This is a genomic window from Acidovorax sp. ACV01 (genome assembly GCF_014851495.1).
GTDB lineage: Bacteria > Pseudomonadota > Gammaproteobacteria > Burkholderiales > Burkholderiaceae_C > Acidovorax > Acidovorax radicis.
The window spans coordinates 80,398-102,823 of the sequence record NZ_JACUZT010000003.1 but is presented as its reverse complement, the minus strand read 5'-3'; the positions used below and the strand labels follow the sequence as shown (position 1 = coordinate 102,823).

24 protein-coding genes are annotated in these 22,426 nt (G+C 67.2%); 15 read left to right on the top strand and 9 right to left on the bottom strand.

Features of this window, described 5'->3' with window-relative positions; translation table 11 throughout:
* Window positions 1-12 precede the first annotated feature (12 nt).
* The 5 genes from IB243_RS09205 to IB243_RS09185 all read left to right on the top strand — a co-directional run bounded on the left by IB243_RS09205 (window position 13) and on the right by IB243_RS09185 (window position 3,666).
* A complete protein-coding gene (locus tag IB243_RS09205) occupies window positions 13-972 on the top strand; it encodes a ProQ/FINO family protein (RefSeq protein WP_192426482.1) in 960 nt (319 codons plus the stop codon).
* An 87-nt stretch (window positions 973-1,059) separates the two neighbouring features.
* Complete coding sequence (locus IB243_RS09200) at window positions 1,060-1,704, top strand: alpha/beta fold hydrolase (protein ID WP_225584861.1); 645 nt, start codon at window positions 1,060-1,062, stop codon at window positions 1,702-1,704.
* Window positions 1,705-1,893: 189 nt separating this feature from the next.
* Window positions 1,894-2,190 (top strand): DUF2798 domain-containing protein, encoded by a 297-nt coding sequence (locus tag IB243_RS09195; protein WP_192426480.1) that lies wholly within the window; start codon window positions 1,894-1,896, stop codon window positions 2,188-2,190.
* 191 nt (window positions 2,191-2,381) lie between these two features.
* Window positions 2,382-2,870 (top strand): GyrI-like domain-containing protein, encoded by a 489-nt coding sequence (locus tag IB243_RS09190; RefSeq protein ID WP_010466952.1) that lies wholly within the window; start codon window positions 2,382-2,384, stop codon window positions 2,868-2,870.
* A gap of 61 nt (window positions 2,871-2,931) precedes the next feature.
* Window positions 2,932-3,666, top strand: a complete 735-nt coding sequence (locus tag IB243_RS09185; RefSeq protein WP_010466953.1) for a YafY family protein — start codon at window positions 2,932-2,934, stop codon at window positions 3,664-3,666.
* Window positions 3,667-3,709: 43 nt separating this feature from the next.
* On the opposite strand, the gene IB243_RS09180 is transcribed toward IB243_RS09185, so the two are convergent.
* Window positions 3,710-4,672, bottom strand: coding sequence for a LytTR family DNA-binding domain-containing protein (locus IB243_RS09180; protein WP_192426478.1), 963 nt, complete (start codon window positions 4,670-4,672; stop codon window positions 3,710-3,712).
* A gap of 182 nt (window positions 4,673-4,854) precedes the next feature.
* Between IB243_RS09180 and IB243_RS09175 the strand changes: the two genes are divergently transcribed.
* The gene (locus IB243_RS09175; protein ID WP_192426477.1) at window positions 4,855-6,084 is read left to right on the top strand and encodes an acyltransferase; all 1,230 of its coding nucleotides are present in this window, start codon (window positions 4,855-4,857) and stop codon (window positions 6,082-6,084) included.
* Between the two features lie 69 nt (window positions 6,085-6,153).
* Window positions 6,154-6,648 carry a GNAT family N-acetyltransferase gene (locus IB243_RS09170; protein WP_192426475.1) on the top strand — a complete coding sequence of 165 codons (495 nt, stop codon included), beginning with the start codon at window positions 6,154-6,156 and terminating at the stop codon, window positions 6,646-6,648.
* A gap of 14 nt (window positions 6,649-6,662) precedes the next feature.
* Here the strand turns inward: IB243_RS09170 and IB243_RS09165 are convergent, their stop codons facing one another.
* From IB243_RS09165 to lplT, 3 genes are all read right to left on the bottom strand, one after another.
* Window positions 6,663-7,151: a glutathione peroxidase gene (locus IB243_RS09165; RefSeq protein ID WP_192426473.1), complete on the bottom strand. Its 489-nt coding sequence runs from the start codon at window positions 7,149-7,151 to the stop codon at window positions 6,663-6,665.
* A gap of 65 nt (window positions 7,152-7,216) precedes the next feature.
* Window positions 7,217-8,113 carry a DMT family transporter gene (locus IB243_RS09160; protein ID WP_010466959.1) on the bottom strand — a complete coding sequence of 299 codons (897 nt, stop codon included), beginning with the start codon at window positions 8,111-8,113 and terminating at the stop codon, window positions 7,217-7,219.
* A 286-nt stretch (window positions 8,114-8,399) separates the two neighbouring features.
* On the bottom strand, window positions 8,400-9,704 hold the full coding sequence (gene lplT / locus IB243_RS09155) for a lysophospholipid transporter LplT (protein WP_192426471.1): 1,305 nt from the start codon (window positions 9,702-9,704) through the stop codon (window positions 8,400-8,402).
* Window positions 9,705-9,859: 155 nt separating this feature from the next.
* Between lplT and alr the strand changes: the two genes are divergently transcribed.
* Together alr and IB243_RS09145 are read left to right on the top strand one after the other, a co-directional pair.
* On the top strand, window positions 9,860-10,975 hold the full coding sequence (gene alr / locus IB243_RS09150; RefSeq protein WP_192426468.1) for an alanine racemase: 1,116 nt from the start codon (window positions 9,860-9,862) through the stop codon (window positions 10,973-10,975).
* A gap of 133 nt (window positions 10,976-11,108) precedes the next feature.
* Complete coding sequence (locus IB243_RS09145) at window positions 11,109-11,984, top strand: hypothetical protein (protein ID WP_192426466.1); 876 nt, start codon at window positions 11,109-11,111, stop codon at window positions 11,982-11,984.
* Window positions 11,985-12,108: 124 nt separating this feature from the next.
* Here IB243_RS09145 and IB243_RS09140 read toward each other — a convergent pair whose 3' ends face one another.
* Window positions 12,109-12,582, bottom strand: a complete 474-nt coding sequence (locus IB243_RS09140) for a MarR family winged helix-turn-helix transcriptional regulator (RefSeq protein WP_192426465.1) — start codon at window positions 12,580-12,582, stop codon at window positions 12,109-12,111.
* Between the two features lie 68 nt (window positions 12,583-12,650).
* On the opposite strand from IB243_RS09140, the gene IB243_RS09135 reads away from it, so the two are divergent.
* Window positions 12,651-13,472 (top strand): siderophore-interacting protein, encoded by an 822-nt coding sequence (locus IB243_RS09135; protein WP_192426463.1) that lies wholly within the window; start codon window positions 12,651-12,653, stop codon window positions 13,470-13,472.
* Here IB243_RS09135 and IB243_RS09130 read toward each other — a convergent pair.
* Window positions 13,456-14,343 (bottom strand): LysR family transcriptional regulator ArgP, encoded by an 888-nt coding sequence (locus IB243_RS09130; RefSeq protein WP_192426461.1) that lies wholly within the window; start codon window positions 14,341-14,343, stop codon window positions 13,456-13,458. The genes IB243_RS09135 and IB243_RS09130 overlap by 17 nt on opposite strands.
* A 77-nt stretch (window positions 14,344-14,420) precedes the next feature.
* On the opposite strand from IB243_RS09130, the gene IB243_RS09125 reads away from it, so the two are divergent.
* Window positions 14,421-15,029, top strand: coding sequence for a LysE/ArgO family amino acid transporter (locus IB243_RS09125; RefSeq protein ID WP_192426459.1), 609 nt, complete (start codon window positions 14,421-14,423; stop codon window positions 15,027-15,029).
* A 74-nt stretch (window positions 15,030-15,103) separates the two neighbouring features.
* Entirely contained in the window at window positions 15,104-16,684 is a 1,581-nt protein-coding gene (locus IB243_RS09120; RefSeq protein WP_192426457.1) for an ABC transporter substrate-binding protein, read from the top strand.
* A 72-nt stretch (window positions 16,685-16,756) separates the two neighbouring features.
* Here IB243_RS09120 and IB243_RS09115 read toward each other — a convergent pair whose 3' ends face one another.
* The 3 genes from IB243_RS09115 to hpaI form a co-directional block, all read right to left on the bottom strand.
* Entirely contained in the window at window positions 16,757-17,380 is a 624-nt protein-coding gene (locus IB243_RS09115; protein WP_192426455.1) for a glutathione S-transferase family protein, read from the bottom strand.
* Window positions 17,381-17,455: 75 nt separating this feature from the next.
* Window positions 17,456-18,433 (bottom strand): 2-dehydropantoate 2-reductase, encoded by a 978-nt coding sequence (locus IB243_RS09110; RefSeq protein WP_010466972.1) that lies wholly within the window; start codon window positions 18,431-18,433, stop codon window positions 17,456-17,458.
* A gap of 66 nt (window positions 18,434-18,499) precedes the next feature.
* Entirely contained in the window at window positions 18,500-19,330 is an 831-nt protein-coding gene (gene hpaI / locus IB243_RS09105; RefSeq protein WP_057271429.1) for a 4-hydroxy-2-oxoheptanedioate aldolase, read from the bottom strand.
* A 116-nt stretch (window positions 19,331-19,446) separates the two neighbouring features.
* On the opposite strand from hpaI, the gene radA reads away from it, so the two are divergent.
* From radA to IB243_RS09090, 3 genes are all read left to right on the top strand, one after another.
* The gene (radA, locus tag IB243_RS09100; RefSeq protein WP_010466975.1) at window positions 19,447-20,823 is read left to right on the top strand and encodes a DNA repair protein RadA; all 1,377 of its coding nucleotides are present in this window, start codon (window positions 19,447-19,449) and stop codon (window positions 20,821-20,823) included.
* Between the two features lie 47 nt (window positions 20,824-20,870).
* Complete coding sequence (locus IB243_RS09095) at window positions 20,871-21,287, top strand: hypothetical protein (protein WP_057228210.1); 417 nt, start codon at window positions 20,871-20,873, stop codon at window positions 21,285-21,287.
* Window positions 21,288-21,461: 174 nt separating this feature from the next.
* Window positions 21,462-22,412, top strand: a complete 951-nt coding sequence (locus IB243_RS09090; protein ID WP_010466988.1) for a branched-chain amino acid transaminase — start codon at window positions 21,462-21,464, stop codon at window positions 22,410-22,412.
* Window positions 22,413-22,426 lie beyond the last annotated feature (14 nt).

Here is a 22,426-nt window from a genome sequence, read left to right as displayed (position 1 = left end):
CGCAACGCTGGCATGATCGAGGGTTTTGTCGCCCCCATTTTTGCCCCGAACTGCAACGCCATGACCGACTCCGTGTCCGCACAAGAACAACCCCACACAGCCCCTGCCGCACCGCTGGCAGCGCCTGTTGCGGCCGAGGCCGCCGCTGCCGTGGCAGCCACTGCGCCCATCGCGTCAACCGAAGCCGGGGCGAACCAGCCACGCACAGGCGGCTCGCGCCGTGGTGGCCGCAACCGCCGCAAGCCCGAGGGCCGCGAGGCATCCCCGGGCGCGGCAGACGCCGCAGTGCCCGCGGGGGCCGCACCTGGCGCGGGCCCACGCGCGCCCCAGCGTGTTCACCCTGCGCTGGAGCAACTGGCCGCGCTGTACCCCCCTCTGTTCGGCGCGGTGTTTCGCCCGCTCAAGCGGGGCATCTTCCAGGACCTGCTGGCCGCGCACCCCGAGCTGTTCGAGCGCGAGGCGCTCAAGGTGGCCCTGGGCATCCACACCCGCTCCACACGCTATTTGCAAAGCGTGGCGGCAGGCGACAAGCGCCACGACCTGCAAGGCCAACCCGTGGAAGACATGGCCCCCGAGCATGTGCACCATGCGCTGCTGGAGGTCTATCGCCGCAAGAAGGCGCGCGCCACTGAAGACCTGCTGCCCAAGCTGCGCAACCGCATGATGGCCGCGTTCGAGGCCTCGGGCCTCACGCGCGAGGCGTATACCGAGCTGGTGCTGAGCCGCGATGACGCCGCCAACGCCATCCTCGAAGAAGCCTTTGCCGAATGGTCGGCGCGCAACGCCAGGGATGAGGCCCTGCTGCGCGCCTTTGAAGCCAGCGGCCAGACGCTGGACGCCTTTGCCGACATGTATGGCATGGTGCCCCGCACGGTGGGGCAGCAGCTGGAGCGCGCGCGCCGGCTGGCATCCGCGGCCGCCGCAGCCGCCAGCGCTGCCGCCGCAGCAACACCTGCGCCCGAAGGCGCATAACTGACCCGGCTGCGGCTGGCCTGCAGGGTGTGACCACCCCACGTGCGTGTTGACAGTCGTGCCGTGTGCACGCGCGTTGGAAAGACCATGATGCGTGCGCCTGAAAAACTCATCTTCCTCCCGGGCGTGGGGGGCAACCCCGCCTTCTGGCGGCCTGTGGCGGACGCACTGCCACAGCCTGCAGCGCATGTGTTGCTCGGCTGGCCGTGGTTTGGTGCCGCGTCCCCGGCCGACCTGCCCGCCACGGGGGCCCGGGATATGCAGGACCTCGTGGCGGCCACCACGGTGCACATGGACCGGCCCTGCGCGCTCATTGCGCAATCGATGGGAGGCGTGGTGGCTCTGCTGGCCGCACTGGAGCGGCCCGAGTGGCTGACGCACCTGGTGCTGGTGGCGACTTCGGGCGGTGTCCCCATCGACGATCTGCACCCCGAGGATTGGCGCCCAGGCTTCCTGCAATCCAATCCCGCGTTTCCGCAGTGGTTGGCCGATGTGCGCCTGGACCTGTCCGCCCGCCTGCCCTCGGTGCAGGCACCCAGCTTGCTTTTGTGGGGGGATGCGGACGCCATCAGCCCCACTGCCGTGGGGCAGCGTTTGTCCGGGCTGCTGCGCCACAGCCAGATGCATGTGCTGGCGGGCGGTGGCCACGACCTGGCCGTGACGCACGCGGGCGCAGTGGCTGCGCACATTGCAGGCCATCTGCAGGGCGCAGCACAGCGCCCCAAGGCGTAGCGCACGGGCGGCTTAGAATGCCAGTTGTGACCCGGTTCATGGGTTGCCGTAAGCGTTTACGTCAATCAACGCGCCAACCAACACCGGCCCTGCCGGGGTGGTGGTCCCCGGTTCGCAAGTGGCACGGCAGGTCGTGCGCGCGGGCTGGGGGCGGCGCCTTGCTTGACCGGTTTGCTTTCTGGAACTTCAATGAACCAACCTTCGTCTCCTCGCACCTCTGGGTCCTCGTCCTCCAGGACCTTTTTCGGCCTGCGCAAGCTCCCTGCGCGTTCTGCGGCCTGGGTCACGCCGCTGCTGTTGTCGCTGCTCATGACCTTCATCGTGTCCCTGATCAGCACCCTGCGTGTGGTGGGCTTGTCGATGGACGTGCCCCGTCTCTGGATGAGCTCCTGGGCGTTGTCCTGGCTGGTGGCGTTCCCCACGCTGCTGCTGGTGCTTCCGCTGGTGCGCCGGGCCACGGCCGCCATCGTGGAGCCACAGGGCTGACAGCCTGGCCTCCCGGACCGCGCGGAAGCTGCTGACGCCCCGTGTCAGCAGCCTTCCGCCTGCGGCTTGAAGAGTCTGCACGCTACTGACATCAAGGTGTCAGTAGCAGACCCGCACCATTCGTCCCTCGCAGCTGCACACCATGATCGATCTGCCGATTGATCCCATTCACTGACCAGAGAGGACCCGCCATGACAAACACCCCCGCAACCATCCAGATTCCCGCATTCAGCGTGGCCGGCATTGCCGTGCGCACGCGCAACAGCGAAGAGATGAACCCCGCGATCGCACGCCTCGGAGGCCTGTGGGACCGATTTTTCAGCCAGAGCTGGGAGCGCAAATTGCCCAGCCGGGGCGACGACGGGCGGATCTTCGGTGTGTACAGCGGCTACGAGTCCAACGAACATGGCGCTTTCGATGTGACCGCCGGTGTGGCCGTGGCTGACCCGGATCTGGCTCAGGCCGTGCCCGGCGCCGCCCGCATCGATATCCAGGAAGGCGACTACCTGGTTTTCACCGGCCAGGGCGACATGCCGCAGATGGTGATCGACACCTGGGTTCGCATCTGGCATTACTTTGCCGAGAATACGCAGGTGCAACGCCGCTTTGGCACCGACTTCGAAGCTTATGAAGGCCCGGACCGGGTGGCCATCCATATTGGCGTCATGCTTCCAAATTAGTAGCGATCAGCGCTTGTTTTTCAAGCGCTATTGCCCGAAATCACTGAAAAATCGAGATCCCATGCGCCGCGCTGACCGCCTGTTCCAGATCGTCCAGCTCATCCGGGGGCGGCGCCTGTCCACCGCCGCCTTCCTGGCCGAGCGGCTTGAAGTCTCGGCCCGCACCATCTACCGCGATGTGGCGGACCTCCAGCACCAGGGCGTGCCCATTGAGGGCGAAGCCGGTGTGGGCTACCGCCTGGGCGCGGGCTTCGAGCTGCCGCCACTCATGTTCAGCCAGGGCGAAGCCAATGCGCTGGTGGCCGCTGCACGGCTGGCCCAGGCCTGGCTCGATGCCGGGCTGGCGCGCGAGGTGGAAGGCGCCTTGGGCAAGATCCTTTCGGTGCTGCCCCCGGCCGCGCGCGTGGCGGCCGAGGCGCAGGCGCTGTATGCGCCGTCCGTGGGGCTGGACCCGCGCGTCCAGGCCACCCTGCAGGCCCTGCGCGAGGCGGTGCACAGCCGGCATGTGGTGCAGATCGACTACGCCGACGTCCAAGGCCGTCCCAGCCTGCGCCGCCTGCGCCCGCTGGGCTGCTTTTATTGGGGCAAGGTCTGGACGCTTTCAGCCTGGTGCGAGCTGCGGGGCGATTTCCGGGGCTTTCGCATCGACCGCATCGTGGACCTGGTGGTGCTCGACGAACAGTTCCGCCAGGAGCCCGGCAAGACGCTGGCCGACATGCTGCGCAAGGTGGAGGCGGAGATGGGCTCGTGTCCGCCAGAGTGGCCGGCTGCGCAGACACCCGGGTTGAATGCCTGAGGGGTCCGCGCAGGCGCGCGCACCGGCTCGCATGCGTCAGGCGCTATCGTGCCGTCGTCACCAGCCCGTCCCGGTACCGCCGGCTACAAGGCACGCTGCTCCCATCCTTCATCACCAGACGCGCATCGCCGCTGTCCAGCGGCTCAATCTCGGCGATGGCGTCCAGATTGACGGCGTAGCTGCGGTGCACGCGCACGAAGCGTGTGGGGTCGAGCTGCGTTAGAAAGTCGGTGAGCGTGGAGCGCAGCAGGTAGTCGTGGCCGTTTACATGCAGGCCCACGTAGTTGGCCTCGGCCTGCAGCCAGGCGATGTCGCCCGCAGCGATCAGGAATTCGCGGCGCAGCTTGCGCACCAGGAAACGCTCGGGGCGTTGGGGGGGAGGGGCGGCCGGGGCCTCGGGCGTTGATGCCGGGGCTTGCGTGGCTGTGGCTGCCCCGGGCGCACCCGGCGCGTGGAGCGGCGGTTCTGGCTCTGCGGGCGGTTCGGGGGCATCCAGCACGCGGGCCTCGCCCTGCAGGCGCAGCAACAAGAAGCGGTAGCTGACCAGCGCACCCACGGTAAGCGCGTAGCTGCGCACATCCTTCAAATATTCATAACCCCACTGCGTCCACCAGCTGGGCGGCTGGTAGTGCTCGCCCAGGGCCGCGTAGCCCGCATGGCGCAAGGCCCACATGCCCGCCAGGTGCACGGTGCAGTACACCACGCTGGCCAGTACATGCCAGGGCAGATGGCGCCGGAGCGTGCCCCTGCGCAGCACAAAGCGCCGCTCGAAGGCCACCACGGCCGGGATCAGTGCTGCGACCACTGCCACGCTCGACAGCTCCCACAGCAGTGGCTCCCACGCCGCCACGGATCTGCCGGAGCCGCGCAGGTCGATCCAGGTCACCACCGTGTTGAAGGCTGCCTGCACCAGCAGCACCACGGCCCAGAAACCGACCTCGGCACGCCGCCGCAGGGCGCGGTCGTGGGGGTAGCGTTCGATCCAGGCGGGCGCGGGGGCGGTCATGGATGGCAAGTGTAGGCAGGGCCGTGCGCCGACGGGCGGGAGTTTCCCCCGGAGCGATTCCTTTTCGTCCCTGCCACCCGCCGCTCGTCCCTGCGGCGCCCCGGCCCGTCCCCTGGGAACACCGCACGATGGGGTGGGGGTCCAGCATCCCGCCCTGTGATCCACCCTGCCTGACTTGTGCTATGTCTACCCCTTCCTGCGCCCCCGCCCCCGTCCGCCGCCATGACATTGATACGCTGCGGGCGCTGGCCTTTGGCTTGGTCATCCTCTACCACGTGGCGATGTATTACGTGGCCGACTGGCATTGGCACCTCAAGAGCCCGCACGCGGCCGAATGGCTGCAGACCCCCATGCGAGCGCTCAACCTCTGGCGCATGGACCTGGTGTTCCTGGTCTCCGGCCTGGCCTTCGGGCTGGTGCGCCGGGGGCAGACGGTGCCTGGGCTGGCGCGGCTGCGCAGCCTGCGCCTGCTGATCCCGCTGGCTTTCGGCATGGCGGTCGTCGTGCCCTACCAGCCCTATGCTCAGGGGGTGGCCAACGGCCTCATTGCGCCAGGCTTTGGCGCCTTTTTGCTGCGCTACTACGCTGGCAGCACCTGGCCGGCGGGGGCGTTCGATGGCTGGGAGGCGGGCGTCACCTGGAACCACCTCTGGTACCTGGCCTACCTGTGGGTTTACACCGTGGTGCTGGCCGCGCTGCTGCCCCTGGCCGAGTCTGCCGTCGGCCTGCGTGTGCGCAGTGCCTTCCTCCACCTGCGGGGCTGGGCACTGGTGCTGATGCCCGTGCTGCCGCTGGCGCTGTACTCGGTACTGCTGTGGCAGCATTTCCCACCCACCCACGACCTGATCCATGACGGATGGCTGCATGCCGTGTACTTCACGGTGTTTGTCTACGGCTACTGGATCGGGCTGGATACCGGCTTGTGGACGGAACTCGTGCGCCTGCGCTGGCGCACCCTCGCCCTGGCGCTGGGGGTGTTGGCGCTGTACCTGGGGCTGCTCGGCTTGGCACAGCAGCACGGGGTTCGGGCCGCGCGCTTGCCCCTGCGCATGCTGGCAGACGTGTACCTGTGGGCCGCGCTGATCGCCATCCTGGGCTGGGCCCACCACCGCCTCAACCGGCCCTGGCCCTGGCTGCGCTGGGCCAGCGAGTCGGTCTACCCGTGGTACATGCTGCACCAGACGGCCATCATCGTGCTGGTGGTCTGGCTGGCGCCTTTGCAACTGGGGCCGGTGGTGGAGCCGCTGGCCCTGGCGGCCGGGACGGTGGTTCTGTGCTGGGGGCTGACCGCTGTGGTGCGGCGCGTGGGATGGCTGCGGCCGCTGTTCGGGTTGCCGGGCCGAGGCAGGGTGCCGATGGCCCAAGGGGCGGTAGCGGGTTTGCGCGCAGACCCGCTACCGCCGGTGCGTTGAGGGCAGCAACTTGCCCAGCCGGGACTGAGGAAGAAGGGCTTTCGGGGGGGGCCCGGAGACAATGCATCCATGTCGTCCAACTCCCATGATTCCACCGTCCTGCCCTTGGTGCGGCCCGCGACCGACGCCGACCTTGCCAGCCTTGCCCGCGTATGGCGCAGGGCCTGGTGTTCCGCCAACCCATCCGTGGCGTCGGTGGCTCCACCAGACCACTGGGAGGCGCGGGTCCGTGCGGAGTTTGGTCTGCCGTGTGTGACGCTGGTACGTGCGATCGGGCAAGAGGTCACGGCGTTTCTGGTGCTGGACATGGCCCACGCCCATCTGCACCAGCTGTTTGTGGACCCCGACTGCCAAGGCCAGGGCGTGGGGGCTGCGCTGCTGCAACAGGTGCATCACCTGTGCCCAGGCGGCTGGACCCTGCATGTGGCCACCGCCAACCACAGTGCGCGGCGCTTTTATGCGCAGCATGGCCTGGTGGAGGGCGCTGTTGATACCCATCCGGCCACGGGCCGGGAGCGCGTGCTGTGCCGATGGCTCCCCCCTGCGGCAGCGGCCGCAGGCTGAACACGTTCTGAACGTCAGGCCGCGAGCGCTGCCTCGATGTCGCCTGCCAGCTTCTTCGGCGCATCCTGCGGCGCGTAGCGGCGGATGACGCGGCCATCCTTGCCGACCAGGAACTTGGTGAAATTCCATTTGATCGCCTTGCTGCCCAGCAGCCCGGGGGCTTCGGCGGCAAGCCACTGGTACAGGGGCGACGCGTCGGCGCCGTTCACGTCGATCTTGGCCATCATCGGAAAGCTCACGCCGTAGTTGATCTGGCAGAAGCTGGCGATCTCGTCGTTGCTGCCGGGGTCCTGGCTGCCAAACTGGTTGCAGGGGAACCCCAGAACCACAAGGCCCTTGTCGGCATAGTCCTTGTGCAGTTCTTCCAGTCCGCCGAACTGGGGCGTGAAGCCACAGGCGCTGGCTGTGTTGACGATGAGCAGCACCTTGCCCTGGTACTGCGCAAGCGGCACGGTCTTCCCGTTCATCTGCTGGGCTTCAAAGTCGTAGATGCTGGTGGGCATGCGGAACCTCCGGGGTTGGAATGACGCCCCATGGTAGCCGTTGGCTCTCGGCGTGCGTGCCCCGCTCAGTGGGCGGTGGCGCCGGGGCGGCGAAACTGCAGCGCCGCGAGCAAGGACGCCAGCAGGATCAGCGCCCCACCCAGCACGGTGCGCGTGCTCAGTGTGGCTGCGCCCAGCAGGGCCGACGACACGCTCGCAAACATCACCTCCGACAGCATCACCAGCGCCGTGGTGCCCGCCGCCAGGCGTGCGGCGCCGAATTGCAGCGCCCAGTTGCCCAGCATCAGCACCCCCGCCAGCAGGAGGCCGGTGACGACCCAGGTGCTGTTGGGGGCGGGGAAGGGCTCGACCACGCCCACCTGCAGCCCGATGCCAGCCACGGCCAGCGCCATGAGCATGCAGCCGCCGAACATGGTGACCATGCGCGCAGGCCCCGGCACGGCGTGCAGGCGGCGCAGCGTGACATTGGTGAGCGCGAACATGAAGCCGCCCAACAGGGCCAGACCGTCGGCCAGGCTCAGGTTCTGCAGCAGGCGCGCCGCGGGCGCGCCCTCGGGCAACAGCACCAGCACCACGCCCGCGAAGGCCAGGGCCAGGCGCAGCAGTGCCGAGGGCGTGGGCCGCTCGCCCAGGATGCGCCAGGCCAGCAGCACGGCCCAGGCGGGCATCAGGTAGAACAGCAGGATCACGCGCACCACGTCGCCAATGGTCACGGCCCAGTTGAAGGCCACGTTGTTCAGGCCCGAGGCCAGCGCCAGCAGCCACAGCTGCGGGTGGTCGCGCACCTGCCGCAAGATGCCCGGCCGCCAGGCCAGCAGCGCCACCAGCACCACGGCGTACATCGACGCCGTGGCCCACAGCGGATGCAGCCCCGCCTGGTGCATGCGCTGGAACGGCCACCACGCCAGGCCCCAGACGAAGGCGTTGAACAGCAGGGCAGCAAAGGGCAGGGGTGAATGCATTGAGAATAAAAACAGGCTCTGGCGCTTGATGAATAAGCGTTAATAGCTATCAATTATGTAGCAAATAGTTCCATGCAGCACAGCCGTTAAAACTGGCACGCTCCCCTACCAGTGCACCCGTGGAACTGGCTCTGCCAGGCCACGGGGTGCGTCCACCTCCCGCGCAGCGAGAGAGGGGGAAGGCGCGCAGCGCCTCAGGGGGAGCCTTCCGTGATTCCAGGCCACCGGGTGCGTCCCCCTCCGGGGGAAGCGGCGCAGCCGCACAGGGGGGCTTCGCAATTGGGAGTCAGTGGTGCGTATCGTGCCGCGCAATGTGCAGCAGGTGGTTCACTTCGTCGCGGTAGTTGATGCAGTTGCGCTGGTGCCAGCGGCGGATGATCCACATGATCCCGGCCACCACGAGGCCGAAGGTGATGATCGCTCCAAACACCGACAGGCCCAGCTTGAGCGACAGGCTGTAGAACGCGCCCAGGCCCAGGATGCAGGCCTGTTCGTTGAAGTTCTGCACGGCAATCGAGCGGCCCGCGCCCATGAGGTTGTGGCCGCGGTGCTGCAGCAGCGCATTCATGGGCACCACCAGGTAGCCGCCCAGGCCACCCAGCAGGATGAGGAAGGGAATCGCCAGCCAGATGTTGTTGATGAACACCATCAGGATCAGCAGCAGCCCCATGGCAATGCCCAGCGGAATCACCTTGGTCGCCATGTCCAGGCGCATGCGCATCGAGGCCACCACCGCCCCCACGGCGGTGCCGATGGCCACGACGCCGGTGAGCGCCGAGGCCTGCGTGGTGTTGTAGCCCAGCGCCACCGCCGCCCACGCCAGCACGATGAACTTGAGATTGCCGCCCGCGCCCCAGAACAATGTGGTGGTGGCCAGCGAGATCTGGCCGAGCTTGTCGCGCCACAGGCGGCCGTTGCAGGCCCAGAAGTCGGGCAGCAGGCCCAGCGCGTTCGAGAAAATGCCGCGCGAAGTATCGCTGCGCATGGGGCGCATCTCCACCCCGGTGTGTGGGATGCGGGTGTTGAACCACGCGGCCAATGCGTACACCGCGATCAGCGCGGCAATGGCCGATTCGGCGGGCGTGTCCACACCTGTGTCGATCATCGGGATGTCGATGCCCAGCAGCAGGCGCGACAGGTGCTGGCCCACCAGCTGGCCGCCAAACAGCACGCCGAGGATGATGGACGCGATGGTGAGCCCTTCGATCCAGCCATTGGCCTTGACCAGTTGAGAGGCTGGCAACAGCTCGGTGAGGATGCCGTATTTGGCGGGCGAGTAGGCCGCAGCACCCAGCCCCACCACCGCGTAGGCAATGAGCGGGTGCGAACCGAACAGCATCATCAGGCAGCCCACCACCTTGATGGCGTTGCTGACGAACATGACCTTGCCCTTGGGCAGGGCGTCGGCAAAGGCGCCGACGAAGGGCGCCAGCACCACATAGAACAGCGCAAACATGGGCACCAGGGCCGCGCGTTGCCACTCGGGGGCACCTTCTGTGCGCAGAAGCTCCACGGCGGCCACGAAAAGTGCGTTGTCGGCCAGCGAGCTGAAAAACTGCGCCGACATGATGGTGTAAAAACCGCGCTTCATCGAATGGCTGTTGGCTGCATCAGTTCGGCTGATGCCCTGTTAAATGTGGGGACCCTGGCAAGTGACGGACGGTTATATCACGCGGATAAACGGCCACGGTGCCAGAATCCTGCGCGTATTCCCCGGTAAATCCCTTGCCCCACCTGGTCCTTTCCATGCCCCGTCCCATCGCCGCCACCATCCACACCGCAGCCCTGCACCACAACCTGGAGCGTGTCCGACAGGCGGCGCCCGATGCCAAGGTCTGGGCCGTGGTCAAGGCCAATGCCTACGGGCACGGCATCGAACGCGCGTACGAAGGCCTGCGCGGCGCCGACGGCTTTGCGCTGCTGGACCTGGCCGAGGCCGAGCGCGTGCGGCAGCTGGGCTGGCGTGGGCCCATCCTGCTGCTCGAAGGCGTGTTCGAGCCACGCGACCTGGAACTGTGCTCGCGCCTGGGCCTGTGGCACGCGGTGCATTGCGACGAGCAGATCGACATGCTGGCCGCCCACAAGACACAGGTGCCGCACCGCGTGTTCCTCAAGATGAACTCGGGCATGAACCGGCTGGGCTTTGTGCCCCAGCGCTTTCGCGCAGCCTGGGCGCGGCTCAACGCGCTGCCGCAGGTGGACGAGATATCGTTCATGACCCACTTCAGCGACGCCGATGGCCCCCGGGGCGTGGCCCACCAGCTGGCCCTGTTCAACACCGCCGCCCAGGACCTGCCCGGCGAGCGCACGTTGAGCAACAGCGCAGCCACCCTGCGCCACGCGGCGGACGCGCGCGTGCGCGCCGACTGGGTGCGCGCCGGCATCGCGCTGTATGGCAGCGCGCCCGACTACCCCGAGCATGACGCCAGCCACTGGGGCATGCGCCCCACGATGACGCTCGCCACCCGCCTCATCGCCACGCAGCAGCTGCAGGCGGGCGACACCGTGGGCTATGGCTCGCGCTTCACGGCCGAGGGGCCGCTCTTGATCGGCGTGGCGGCCTGTGGCTATGCCGACGGCTACCCGCGCCACTGCGATACCGGCACCCCGGTGCTGGTCAACGGCGTGCGCACGCGGCTGGTGGGGCGGGTGAGCATGGACATGGTGACGGTGGACCTCACGCCGCTGCAACAGGCGGGCGTGGCCGCAGGGTTTGGCGCGGAAGTCACGCTGTGGGGCCAGGCCAGCAACTGCACGGTGCTGGGCGTGGACGAGGTGGCCAGCGCTGCGGGCACCGTCAGCTGGGAGCTGCTGACGGCGTTGGCCCAGCGTGTGCCTGTGTCGGTGGATGGCATCGGCTGAGTCGATCCGTCGACAAGTTCACGCAAGGAGGGGCGCGGGGCTGCACTGCCGGGCCAAAGTGGTGTGAAATGGCGCGGCGCCGGCACCCAACACCGCCGGCCGCCCCCCTCTTTCCACCGCAGGTGTTTCCTCCATGGCCACTTCCCGCAGCGACCGCAACAGCAATAGCAAGAAAAAAACTTCCACCTGGCGCTCCGTGCGCATGCCCCACCACGGCACGGTGGCGCGCACCCTGCAGCAGCGCTACAGCCTGCGCTGGCATGGGCTGCTGATCGGCAGCTTCACGTTGCTGCTGATGTGGTGCACCTCGCATGTGCAGATGCTGCTGGGCGTGGAGTCGCTGGCGCTGCGGTATTTCGTCACCCTCTCGGTGGGCTACCTGGGGTATCTGCTGGTGCTGCGGGCCTGGGCGGCGCGGCTGGTGCGGCAGGACCGCGACACGGGTGGCGATGGCAGTGGTCCGGAGGTGCCCGACGTGTCCTGGCCTGGCAACGGGTCGTCCGGCGGTGGCAGTGGCCAGGTGCCGCTGCCGCGCACGGGCGGCGGTGATTTTGGCGGTGGCGGGGCGTCCGGCGACTTTGGCGGCGGGTGGACGCAAGGCCTGTCCAGCAGGGGCTCCAGCAGCGATTCCAGCGCGCTGGGCGACCTGGCCAGTGGCGCCGCCGACGCCCTGGGCAGCGCCGACGAAGGCGCCGTGGTGGTCGTGCCCGTGGTGGCGATCTTCCTCATCGGCGCGGCGATCATTTTTGGCGCGGGCTCGCTGGCGATGCTGTTTTTTGGTTGGGATGTCTTGCTGACCGTGGCGGTGGAGATCGCCTTCTCGGTGGCCACTGCGAGGGCCGCCGTGGGCGTGGAGCGCGAGGGCTGGCTCACGGCCGCCGTGCGCCTGACCTGGAAGCCCTTGCTGGGCGCGCTGGTCTGCGCCGTGGTGCTAGGTGCCACCATCGACCATTTCATGCCCGGCGTGCAGTCGTTGCCCCAGGCCGTGCGCGTGATCCAGGGGCAGTGATGGAAAAGATAAATTGCTACTAAATTGGTAGCTATAAATATAGAACTATCCAGCGCTAGATCCCAATTTCACCATTTTTCCTCTTTGAGCGGGGGGGCTGGCCTCCTGCGCCTCCTTCCCGTCGCTAGCGGCGGCAGTCCCGGCCGCCCTGGCAGCCGGTATCGATGGTGTCCAGGTTGCTGCGTACCTGCGCCAGCAGGGCGAGCAGCTGGGCCTGCGTGGCGTTGTCGCACCCTTTGAGCAGCGACGCCGCCAGCCCCCGGCGGGCGTCGCGCAGCGCCTGGTGCAGGGCCGCACCCTGGGCGCTCAGGCGCAGGCAGCGGCTGCGTTTGTCCTCGGCATTCGGTGCGCTCTCCAGCCAGCCCTTGTCCTGCAGCATGCCCACCATGCGGGCCACCTGCGCCTTGTCCGCGCCGCTGTGCGCCACCAGTTCGCGCTGCGTGGTGCCAGGGTGGCGGCCCACGAACATCAGCGCCCGCACTTCGTTGTGCGTCAGGTCGGGGTGGATGGCGGCCATGGTGCGCACCATGTGGGCCCGGTAGACATGCAGCAGGTCGTGCATGGCTTCAAAGACATCGGCGGGCGCGTGGGTGGTCATGGGGATTTGTAGTTGACAAAATCAACCAATGCGCTGATCATTGGTTGATTAAATCAACATTTTAAGTCATGAACGCACCCCTGCCTACCGCCACACCCCGCGCCGACGCTACGCACCTTGCCGTCGAACGCGTTCGCCACCCCTTGCAAGCCCGCCACCTCCAGGTGGTGCGGCGCACCGCCGTCAGCCCCGGTTTCGTGCGGCTCACCCTGGCCGGGCCCGAGCTGGCCGGTTTTGTGAGCGCGGGGTTTGACGACCACCTCAAGCTCATCCTGCCCCAGCCAGGCCAGGAGCGCCCGTCGCTGCCGTCGATGCAGGACGGCCGCCCCGTCTTCCCCGACCCACGCCCCGTGCTGCGCGACTACACCCCTGCGCGCCATGACGCCGCTGCGGGCGAGCTGGACATCGAAGTGGCCCTGCACGACGCAGGCCCTGCCACCGACTGGGCCGCGAGCGCCGCCGTGGGCCAGTGGGTGGGCATTGCCGGGCCGCGCGGCAGCATGGTCGTACCCACCGGTTTTGACTGGCATTGGCTGCTGGGCGACGAAACCGCCTTGCCCGCCATCGCCCGCCGCCTGGCCGAGCTGCCCGCGCACACCCAGGCCACCGTGCGCATCCAGGTGAGCAATCCTGCCGACCAGCGGGTCCTGGCCAGTGCGGCGCGGCTCGATCTGCAATGGGTAGACGCGCTGCCTGCGGCGGTGGAAGATCTCTCGCTGCCAACCGGTGCGGGGTTTGTGTGGGCCGCAGGCGAGTACAGCGACATGGCCGCGGTGCGCCGTGCCGTGCTGGCCAAGCCGGGCGTGGACGCCAAGCGCATGCGCATCTCCGCCTACTGGAAGCGCGGCGCTGCGGACCACCACGAAGACCTGGTCAGCGCAGCAGGGTAAGCCCCGCCGCTTGCTGCACCGCTTCGGTCATGTGGTGCAGCGCCTGCACGTTCAGGCGCCAGTATTGCCAGTACAACGGAACATCGACGGGCTTGCCCGGAATCAGCTCGACCAGCGTCCCGGCCTTCAGGTCGTGCTGCACCATCGGGTCCGGGGTCATGCCCCAGCCCAGGCCAGCCCGGGAGGCCATGACAAACGCGTTCGCCTCGGGCAGCCAGTGCACGGGCGGCGCGAGTTTGCGGCGCGTGATGCGCCCCACGAAACGCGCCTGCAGCGCATCCTTGCGGTTGAACACCAGCATGGGCGCCTGTGCCAGGGTGGCGGCGTTCACCCCCTGGGCAAAGTGGCGCTGCAGGAAGGCGGGGCTGGCCAGCGCGCGGTACCGCAGCGTGCCCAGCGGCAGCACCTTGCAGCCCTGCACGGGTTGTGGGTCGGCCGTCACGGCGGCCATCACGCGGCCTTCGCGCAGCAGGTTGGCCGAATGGTCCTGGTCTTCGACATGGATGTCGAAGGTGATGCTTTGGCCCTCCGCGGCCTGCGCCATGGCATGGGGAAACCAGGTGGCGAGCGAGTCGGCATTGACGCCGATGGCCAGGCGCGTGGACGTGTGCTGCCCGCCGCCGAGGGTGGCCAGCGCGTCGGCCTCGCTCAGGGCCACTTCGCGGGCGTGCCGGTACAAGGCCTGCCCGGCTTCGGTGGGCGTACAGGGCGTGGCACGGCGCACCAGCACCTGGCCCACGCGTTCTTCGAGCAGCTTGACGCGCTGCGACACCGCAGAACGCGTAACGTGCAGCACAGCGGCGGCGCGCTCGAAGCTGCCCTCGTCGATCACGGTGGCAAAGGCGTTGAGCTGGGCAGAGTCGAGGCGCATGGGTGGTTAGCAATTCTGACGGATCGTTAAAAAGTATAGCTGGCGTGACCATGGCACCCTGCCCACAATCCACGCCCATGAGCACCACCGCCTTTGTCCATGGATTCACTTCAACGGCCATTCTGATCATGGCCATTGGCGCGCAAAACGCCTTTGTGCTGCGCCAGGGCCTGCGGCGCGAGCATGTGATGCCGGTGGTGCTGGTGTGCGCGCTGTCCGATGCGGTGCTGTTGCAGGCGGGGGTGTGGGGCATGGGCGGGGTGCTGCTGGCGCGGCCCGAGTGGGCGCAGTTCATGCGCTGGGCGGGGGCGCTGTTTCTGGCCGCCTATGCCGTGCAGGCCGCCAGCCGGGCCTTCCAGCCCGCCCAGCTGCTGGTGTCCGCCAACGGGCCGGGCGCCAGCCTGCGCACTACCGTGCTCACGGTGCTGGCGCTGACCTGGCTGAACCCCCATGTGTATCTGGACACCGTGCTGCTGCTGGGCACCATGGCCACCCCGTACCCCACCTGGGGCCGTGCCACCTTTGCCGCCGGGGGCTCGCTGGCCAGCGCCTTGTGGTTCCTGACCCTCGGGTTCGGCTCGCGATGGCTGGCGCCCGTGTTCGCATCGCCCGGCGCATGGCGGGTGCTGGACGGGGTGACCGCAGCCACCATGATGATTTTGGCGGGTGTGATGGTTCTAAGCTAAGAAGGACAAGTTCGTTCCGCAAAACGGTGACTTGGGCGATAGTGGGGGACTGACTGACCTGGAGTGATTCCCCCATGCGTTTCAAGACCCTCTTGCTCGCGGCCGCGCTGGCCACGGCGCTTCCGATGGCTGTGCAGGCCAAGACCTTCCGCTGGTCCCGCTCGGTGGATATTTCCACCTGGGACATCCACACCCAGAACGTGGGCGTGAACAACACTATGCACGGCGCGGTGTACGACACACTGGTCGAATACAACAGCAAGACCTTCAAGCCCGAGCCCTCGCTGGCCACCGAGTGGAAACTCATCAAGCCCACCCAGCTGCGCCTGACCTTGCGCAAGGGTGTGAAGTTCAGCGACGGCAGCGAGTTCACGGCCGACGATGCCAAGTTCTCGCTGGAACGGGCCAAGGCCAAAAGCTCCAACTTTGCCGTGTACACGCAGGGCATTGACCGGGTCGAGAAGATCGACGCCTACACCATCGACATCCACTCCGACCTGCCCAACCCGGTGCTCGTGAACCAGCTCACCGAGCTGCGCATTCTGAGCAAGGCCTGGGCCGAAAAGAACAAGTCGGTCGAGCCCAAGGACATCAAGACCAAGGACGAAACCTATGCCCACCGCAACGCGCTGGGCACCGGCCCCTACCAGCTCAAGCAGTGGACGCCCGACCAGCGCGTGGTGCTGGAGCCCAACCCCAACTGGTGGGGCAAGGGCAAGTACCCCACCAACCTGACCGAGATCGTCTACACCCCCATCAAGGCCGACGCCACGCGCACGGCCGCGTTGCTGTCGGGCGAGATTGATTTTGTGATCGACCCCAGCCTGCAGGACCTGGCGCGCATCAAGCAGACGCCCAACCTGCAGGTGCTGGAAGGGCCGGAGTACCGCACCATCTTCCTGGGGTTGGACCAGTTCCGCGACGAGCTGCCTGGCTCGGACGTGAAGGGCAAGAACCCGCTCAAGGACCTGCGCGTGCGCAAGGCGCTGTACCAGGCGATCGATATCCAGTCCATCCAGCGTGTGGTGCTGCGTGGCCTGGCCCAGCCCACCGGCACGCTGATCGCCAACCAGGTCAATGGCTGGAGCAAGAAAGCCGACGTGCGCTACCCCTACGACCCCAAGGCTGCGCAGAAGCTGCTGGCCGACGCGGGCTACCCCAACGGCTTTGAAGTGGACTTTGCCTGCAGCGCGGGCCGCTACATCAACGACGAGCAGCTGTGCCAGGCCATCACCTCACACTGGGCCAAGGTGGGCGTGAAAGCCAAGCTGCGCTCGCTGCCGTTTGCCACCTACTTCCCGATGATCCAGCGCAATGAGGCGAGCATCTACCTGTTGGGCTGGGGCGTGCCCACGTTCGATGCGTTCTACAGCCTGCAGTCGCTGGTGCGCACAACGGGCGCGGGGGGCGACGGTAACTTCAACCTGGGCCGCTTCTCTGATCCGCAGATCGACGCCCTGGTCGAGCGCGTGAAGAAGGAAACCGACACCACCACGCGCAACCAGCTGATCGAGCAGGCGCTGATCAAGGAGCGTGAGCTGGTGTCGCACATCCCGTTGTACAACCAGGTGATTCCGTGGGCGGCGACGAAGAAGGTGGACATCATCCACCGTGCCGACAACCGCATCGACTGGCGCTATCTCAAGGTGAATTGATCACCTGCGCCCCGCAAAAAAGCCCCGGTGCTGCCAGAGCCCGGGGCTTTTTTCTGCCCCTCGCAGCAGGCTTCAGGCCAGGGCGCGCTGCACGGCGGGGCGTTGCAGCATGCGCTGGGTGTGGGCGTGCACCTTGGGAAAGAGCGCAATGTCCACACCATCGCTTGCCAGCCAGCTGGCGATGGTGAACAGGTACCCGTCGGCCACGGTGTACTGCGCGCCCATGACCCAGGGGCCGTGTTCTGCAGGGGGCAGGTAGTGGGTTTCAATCAGGTTGAAGCAGTCGGTCATGTTCTGCGACACCTTGCGCTGCATGGCGGCAATCGCTTCAGGATCGTCGGCCCAGCGGCTGGCGCGGGGGCGGTGCGCATGGGCGATGTGCACCGTGGAGGCGAGGTAGCTGTGGAACTCCTGCAGGCGCGCAAAGCCGTGGGCATCGGCGGGCGTCAGGTGCGCCTCGGGGAAACTCTGTGCCACGTAGGCCAGCAGCGCGGGTGTTTCGGTCAGGGTACCGTGTGGCGTGGCCAGCGCGGGCACGCGGCCCTTGGGGTTGACGGCGAGGTACTCGGGCGTGCGCTGCTGGCCCGCTGCAAAGTCCACGCGCATCAGTTGGTACGGGGCGCCGGCCTCTTCCAAAGCGATGCGAACGGCCTGCGCGCAGGTGCCGGGGGTGTAGTAGAGCGTGAGAGTGGTCATGGTTGATGCGCTATAAAATAAATAGCTATTGGCGCTTGATAGGTAAGCGCTAGTGGCCAATTTTCTTGAAATATTTCAGTACAGGCCTCGTGTGCGTGCCATCAGGCGGGTCAGGCCCAGCAGTGCATCGGTGTGGGGTGTGGCCGTAAGGGTGATCTGCCCCAGTTCGCGCACGGCGCCCACCAGCGCGTCGATCTCCATGGGTTTGCCGGCCTCCACGTCCTGCAGCATCGAGGTCTTGAATGCACCCAGCTTGCGCGTGACGGCGTGGCGGTCTTCGGGCTGCTGGTCAATCGGCAGACCCAGCTTTTCGCCAATGGCCTTGGCCTCCAGCATCACCGCGCTGACAAAGCCGCGCACCAGGTCGTCGTCCAGGATGCGGTCGGTGGTGGCGCCCGTCAGGGCGCTGATCGGGTTCATGGTGAGGTTGCCCCAGAGCTTGAACCAGATGTCCTTCTGAATGCAGTCGGTCACCTCCACGTCGATGCCACCGCGCTGCAGCGTGTCGGCCAGGGTCTGCAGCCGCTCGCTGCGGCTGCCATCGGGCTCGCCCACGATGAGGCGGTTGCCAAAATGCTGGCGCACGAAACCAGGCGATTCCAGCGAGCAGCTGGTGTGCACCACGCTGCCCACGACGTTGCGCGCCGGGATGGCTTTGGCAATCACGCCGCCTGCATCCACCGACTGCAGGGCATGGCCCTGCGCCGCGCCGCCAAAACCGTCAAGGAACCACCACGGCACGCCATTCATGGCCGTGAGCACGATGGTGCCCGGCCCGATGAGCGGTGCCATGGCGCGCGCCACATCGGGCAGGCCCGGCGCCTTGACTGCGACCACCACCAGGTCCTGCACGCCCAGCGCCGCCGGGTCGTCGTGTGCGGTGACCGCCGCCTGTGCCAGCGTGCCATCGGCGCGCCGCATGCGCAGCCCGTCGGCCTGCAGGGCGCGCAGCGTGTCGCCCCGCGCCACCATGCTGACCGGGTTGCCCGCCTGGGCCAAAGCCATGGCAATCCAGCCACCGATGGCGCCCGCGCCGTAGATACATGCTTTCATGGTTGTAGAGCCTTTGTCTTCCAGGGAGTGTGGTTCTGAATGGTTGCGTTTGGCTTCGTACGGACTTCAGTAGCCTGCCGGGCGCGCTGATGTGCCCACGGCACCGGCGCGAAAACGCCCCAGCAAATCCTGGGCGGCGCTGGCCAGCAGCATGGTATCCACCCCCACAGCCACAAACAGGGCACCCGCCGCCAGCCATTGGCGCGCCTGCGATTCGGTGGTGGCCAGAATGCCCGGCGCCTTGCCCGCGCGCAGGATGCGGGCGATGCCATCGTGGATGGCGGCCTGCACGTCGGGGTGCCCGGCATTGCCGGGGTGCCCCATGGAGGCTGACAGGTCGGCCGGGCCGATGAACACGCCGTCCACGCCCGGGGTGGCGGCAATCGCATCCAGATTCCCCATCGCTTCCACCGTTTCGGCCTGCACCAGCAGGCAGACCTGCTGGTTGGCCTCGTGCACATACCGGGGGTAGGCCTGCCAGCGCGACGAGCGGGCCAGCGCACTGCCCATGCCCCGCACGCCCTCGGGTGCGTAGCGTGTGGCGCGCACCAGCTGCTGCGCCTGCTCGGCGGTGTCCACCATGGGCACGAGCAGGGTTTGTGCGCCGATGTCCAGGTACTGTTTGATGAGTGCGGTATCGCCCACGGGCACGCGGGCAATGGGGTGGGGCGCCTGCGCGCCCGGGGGCAGGGCGCTGCTGGCGCTGGCAATGGCTTGCAGCTGGTGCAGGATGGAGCGCACATCGTTGGGCGCATGTTCGCCATCGACCAGCAGCCAGTCGTAGCCGGTGCCCGCGAGGATTTCTGCGCTGTAGGCGTCGGCCAGCCCTAGCCAGAGGCCGATTTGCGCCTGGCCCTGGGCCATGGCCTGTTTGAAGGGGTTGTTGGGTGTCTGCAATGTGAGCTCCATGCGGCGGTGCCAAGCCCGCCATCGTACGGGCTGTGGCCCGCGCGTGTTGGCACGGCCGCTATAGTCGGCTGCCCCCACCTCGGGGCTCCTTACCGATACCTGCCATGGCCAAAGAAAAAACGACGTTCACCTGCACCGAGTGCGGCGGCACCAGCCCGCGCTGGCTGGGCAAATGCCCGGCCTGCGGCGCCTGGAACACGCTGATCGAATCGGTGGCCGAGGCCGGGCCAGGCAAGAACCGCTACAGCGGATCGCAGTTTGCGGGCCTGGCCCAGGCGCAGGCGGTGATGCCCCTGTCGGCCATCGAGGCCAGCGATGTGGAGCGCACACCGAGTGGCATCGACGAGCTGGACCGGGTGCTGGGCGGCGGCATTGTGGAAGGAGGCGTGGTGCTCATCGGCGGCGACCCGGGCATCGGCAAATCCACGCTGCTGCTGCAGGCGCTTGATGCCCTGCAGCGCGCCGGGCTGCCCACGCTCTATGTGACGGGCGAGGAAAGCGGCGCCCAGGTGGCGTTGCGCTCGCGCCGCCTGGGGCTGGACCACAGCCAGGTCAACGTGCTGGCCGAGATCCAGCTCGAGAAAATCCTGGCCACCATCGAGTCCATGCAGCCTGCGGTGGCCGTGATCGACTCCATCCAGACGGTGTATTCCGACCAGCTCACGTCCGCACCCGGCTCGGTGGCCCAGGTGCGCGAATGTGCGGCGCACCTCACACGTTGCGCCAAGTCTTCGGGCGTGGCCATCGTGCTGGTGGGGCATGTGACGAAGGAAGGCGCCCTGGCCGGGCCGCGCGTGCTGGAGCACATGGTGGACACGGTGCTGTACTTCGAGGGCGACACGCACAGCCAGTTCCGGCTGGTGCGGGCCATCAAGAACCGCTTTGGCGCGGTCAACGAGATCGGCGTATTCGCCATGACCGAGAAGGGCCTCAAGGGCGTGAGCAACCCCAGCGCCATCTTCCTGAGCCAGCACAGCGAGCCCGTGCCGGGCAGCTGCGTGATGGTGACGCTGGAAGGCACTCGCCCGCTGCTGGTGGAGATCCAGGCCCTGGTGGACAGTGGTGGCCCCAGTCCCCGGCGCCTGTCGGTGGGCCTGGACAAGGACCGCCTGGCCATGCTGCTGGCCGTGCTGCACCGCCACGCGGGGGTGGCGTGTATGGACCAGGATGTGTTTGTGAATGCGGTGGGGGGCGTGCGCATCAGCGAGCCAGCGGCCGACCTGGCGGTGATGTTGTCCATCACCTCCAGCCTGCGGGGCAAGGCGCTGCCCCGGGGTTTCCTGGCCTTTGGCGAAGTGGGCCTGGCCGGCGAGGTGCGGCCCGCACCGCGCGGGCAGGAGCGCCTGAAGGAAGCCGCCAAGCTGGGCTTCAGCGTGGCGGTGGTGCCCAAGGCCAATGCGCCCAAGAAACCCATTGAGGGGCTGACGATCCACGCGGTGGAGCGGGTGGAAGAGGCCATGAACGTGGTGCGGGGGCTGTAAGCAATCCCCACAGCGTGGTGTGTGCTACGCCGTAAGACAATCGACCCATGAATTTGCGCAATATCTTGGTGCCCCTGGGCGCCGTGGGCCTGATCGGGTTTGGTTTCTACGCCTATGGCTGGGCCGGTGTGGCCGCCGTGGGCGGAGGGCTGGTCATGTGGGCCCTGCTGCATTTCACGCGGCTGGTGAATGTGATGAAGAAGGCCGCCAAGCGCCCCATCGGCTATGTGGGCAGCGCGGTCATGCTCAATGCGCGACTGGCCGAGGGCGTGAACCTGATGCATGTGGTGGCAATGACGCAGGCGCTGGGCGAGCTGCTGTCGCCAGAGGGCGCCGACCCCGAGATGTACCGCTGGACGGACGGCACCCAGTCGCACGTGACCTGTGAGTTCCGTCACGGCAAATTGGTGAAATGGACGCTGGTGCGGCCCGATACCAGTGCACCCGCCACACCGCAGGACTAGCCGCCGAAGGAGGCACTGGCGCAGCCGGGCCTGGAATGTCTGTGTGCCGTGGGGCGCCGCAATCGCCGTCGGCGGGGTGCGATTTGCTGCACTGCACCCTTTTGCACGGATTCCGTGCATGCGGCGGCCCCGTAAAATCCCTGTTTTGCGACCCACAGCAACCAAAGGATTCCCATGAGCCCCGTAGTTCCCTCGATGGCCGACCGTGACGGCAAGATCTGGATGGACGGCCAGATGGTCGACTGGCGCGACGCCAAGATCCATGTGCTGACCCACACCCTGCACTACGGCTGCGGCGCCTTCGAAGGCGTGCGCGCCTACAACACGGCGGACGGCACGGCGATCTTCCGCCTTGAAGAACACACCGAACGCCTGTTCAACAGCGCCAAGATCCTGCGCATGAAGATCCCGTTCACCAAGGAAGAGGTGAACGAGGCCCAAAAGGCCGTGGTGCGCGAGAACAAGCTCGAATCTTGCTATCTGCGCCCATTGACCTGGATCGGCTCGCAAAAGCTGGGCGTTTCCCCCAAGGGCAACCAGATCCACCTGATGGTGGCCGCCTGGGCCTGGGGAGCCTACCTGGGTGAAGAGGGCATGAAGCGCGGCATCCGCGTCAAGACCAGCAGCTACACCCGCCACCACGTCAACATCACCATGACGCAGGCCAAGGCGGTGAGCAACTACACCAACTCCATCCTGGCCAACATGGAAGCGCTGGACGACGGCTACGACGAAGCCCTGCTGCTCGACAGCTCGGGTTTTGTGTCCGAAGGCGCCGGCGAAAACATCTTTGTCATCAAGAATGGCGTGATCTACACGCCCGATCTTTCGGCCGGGGCCCTGAACGGCATCACCCGCAACACCGTGTTCCACATTGCCAAGGACCTGGGCCTGGAAATTGTGCAAAAGCGCATCACGCGCGACGAGGTGTACATCGCCGATGAGGCCTTCTTCACCGGCACGGCGGCCGAAGTGACGCCGATTCGCGAACTCGACCGCATCGAACTGGGTAAAGAGGGCTATGTGGGCTCGCGCGGCCCGATCACCGAAAAAATCCAGAGCGCCTTCTTCGACATCGTGGGTGGCCGCAATCCGAAATACGCCCACTGGCTCGCGAAAGTCTGACCAACCCCCTGAGC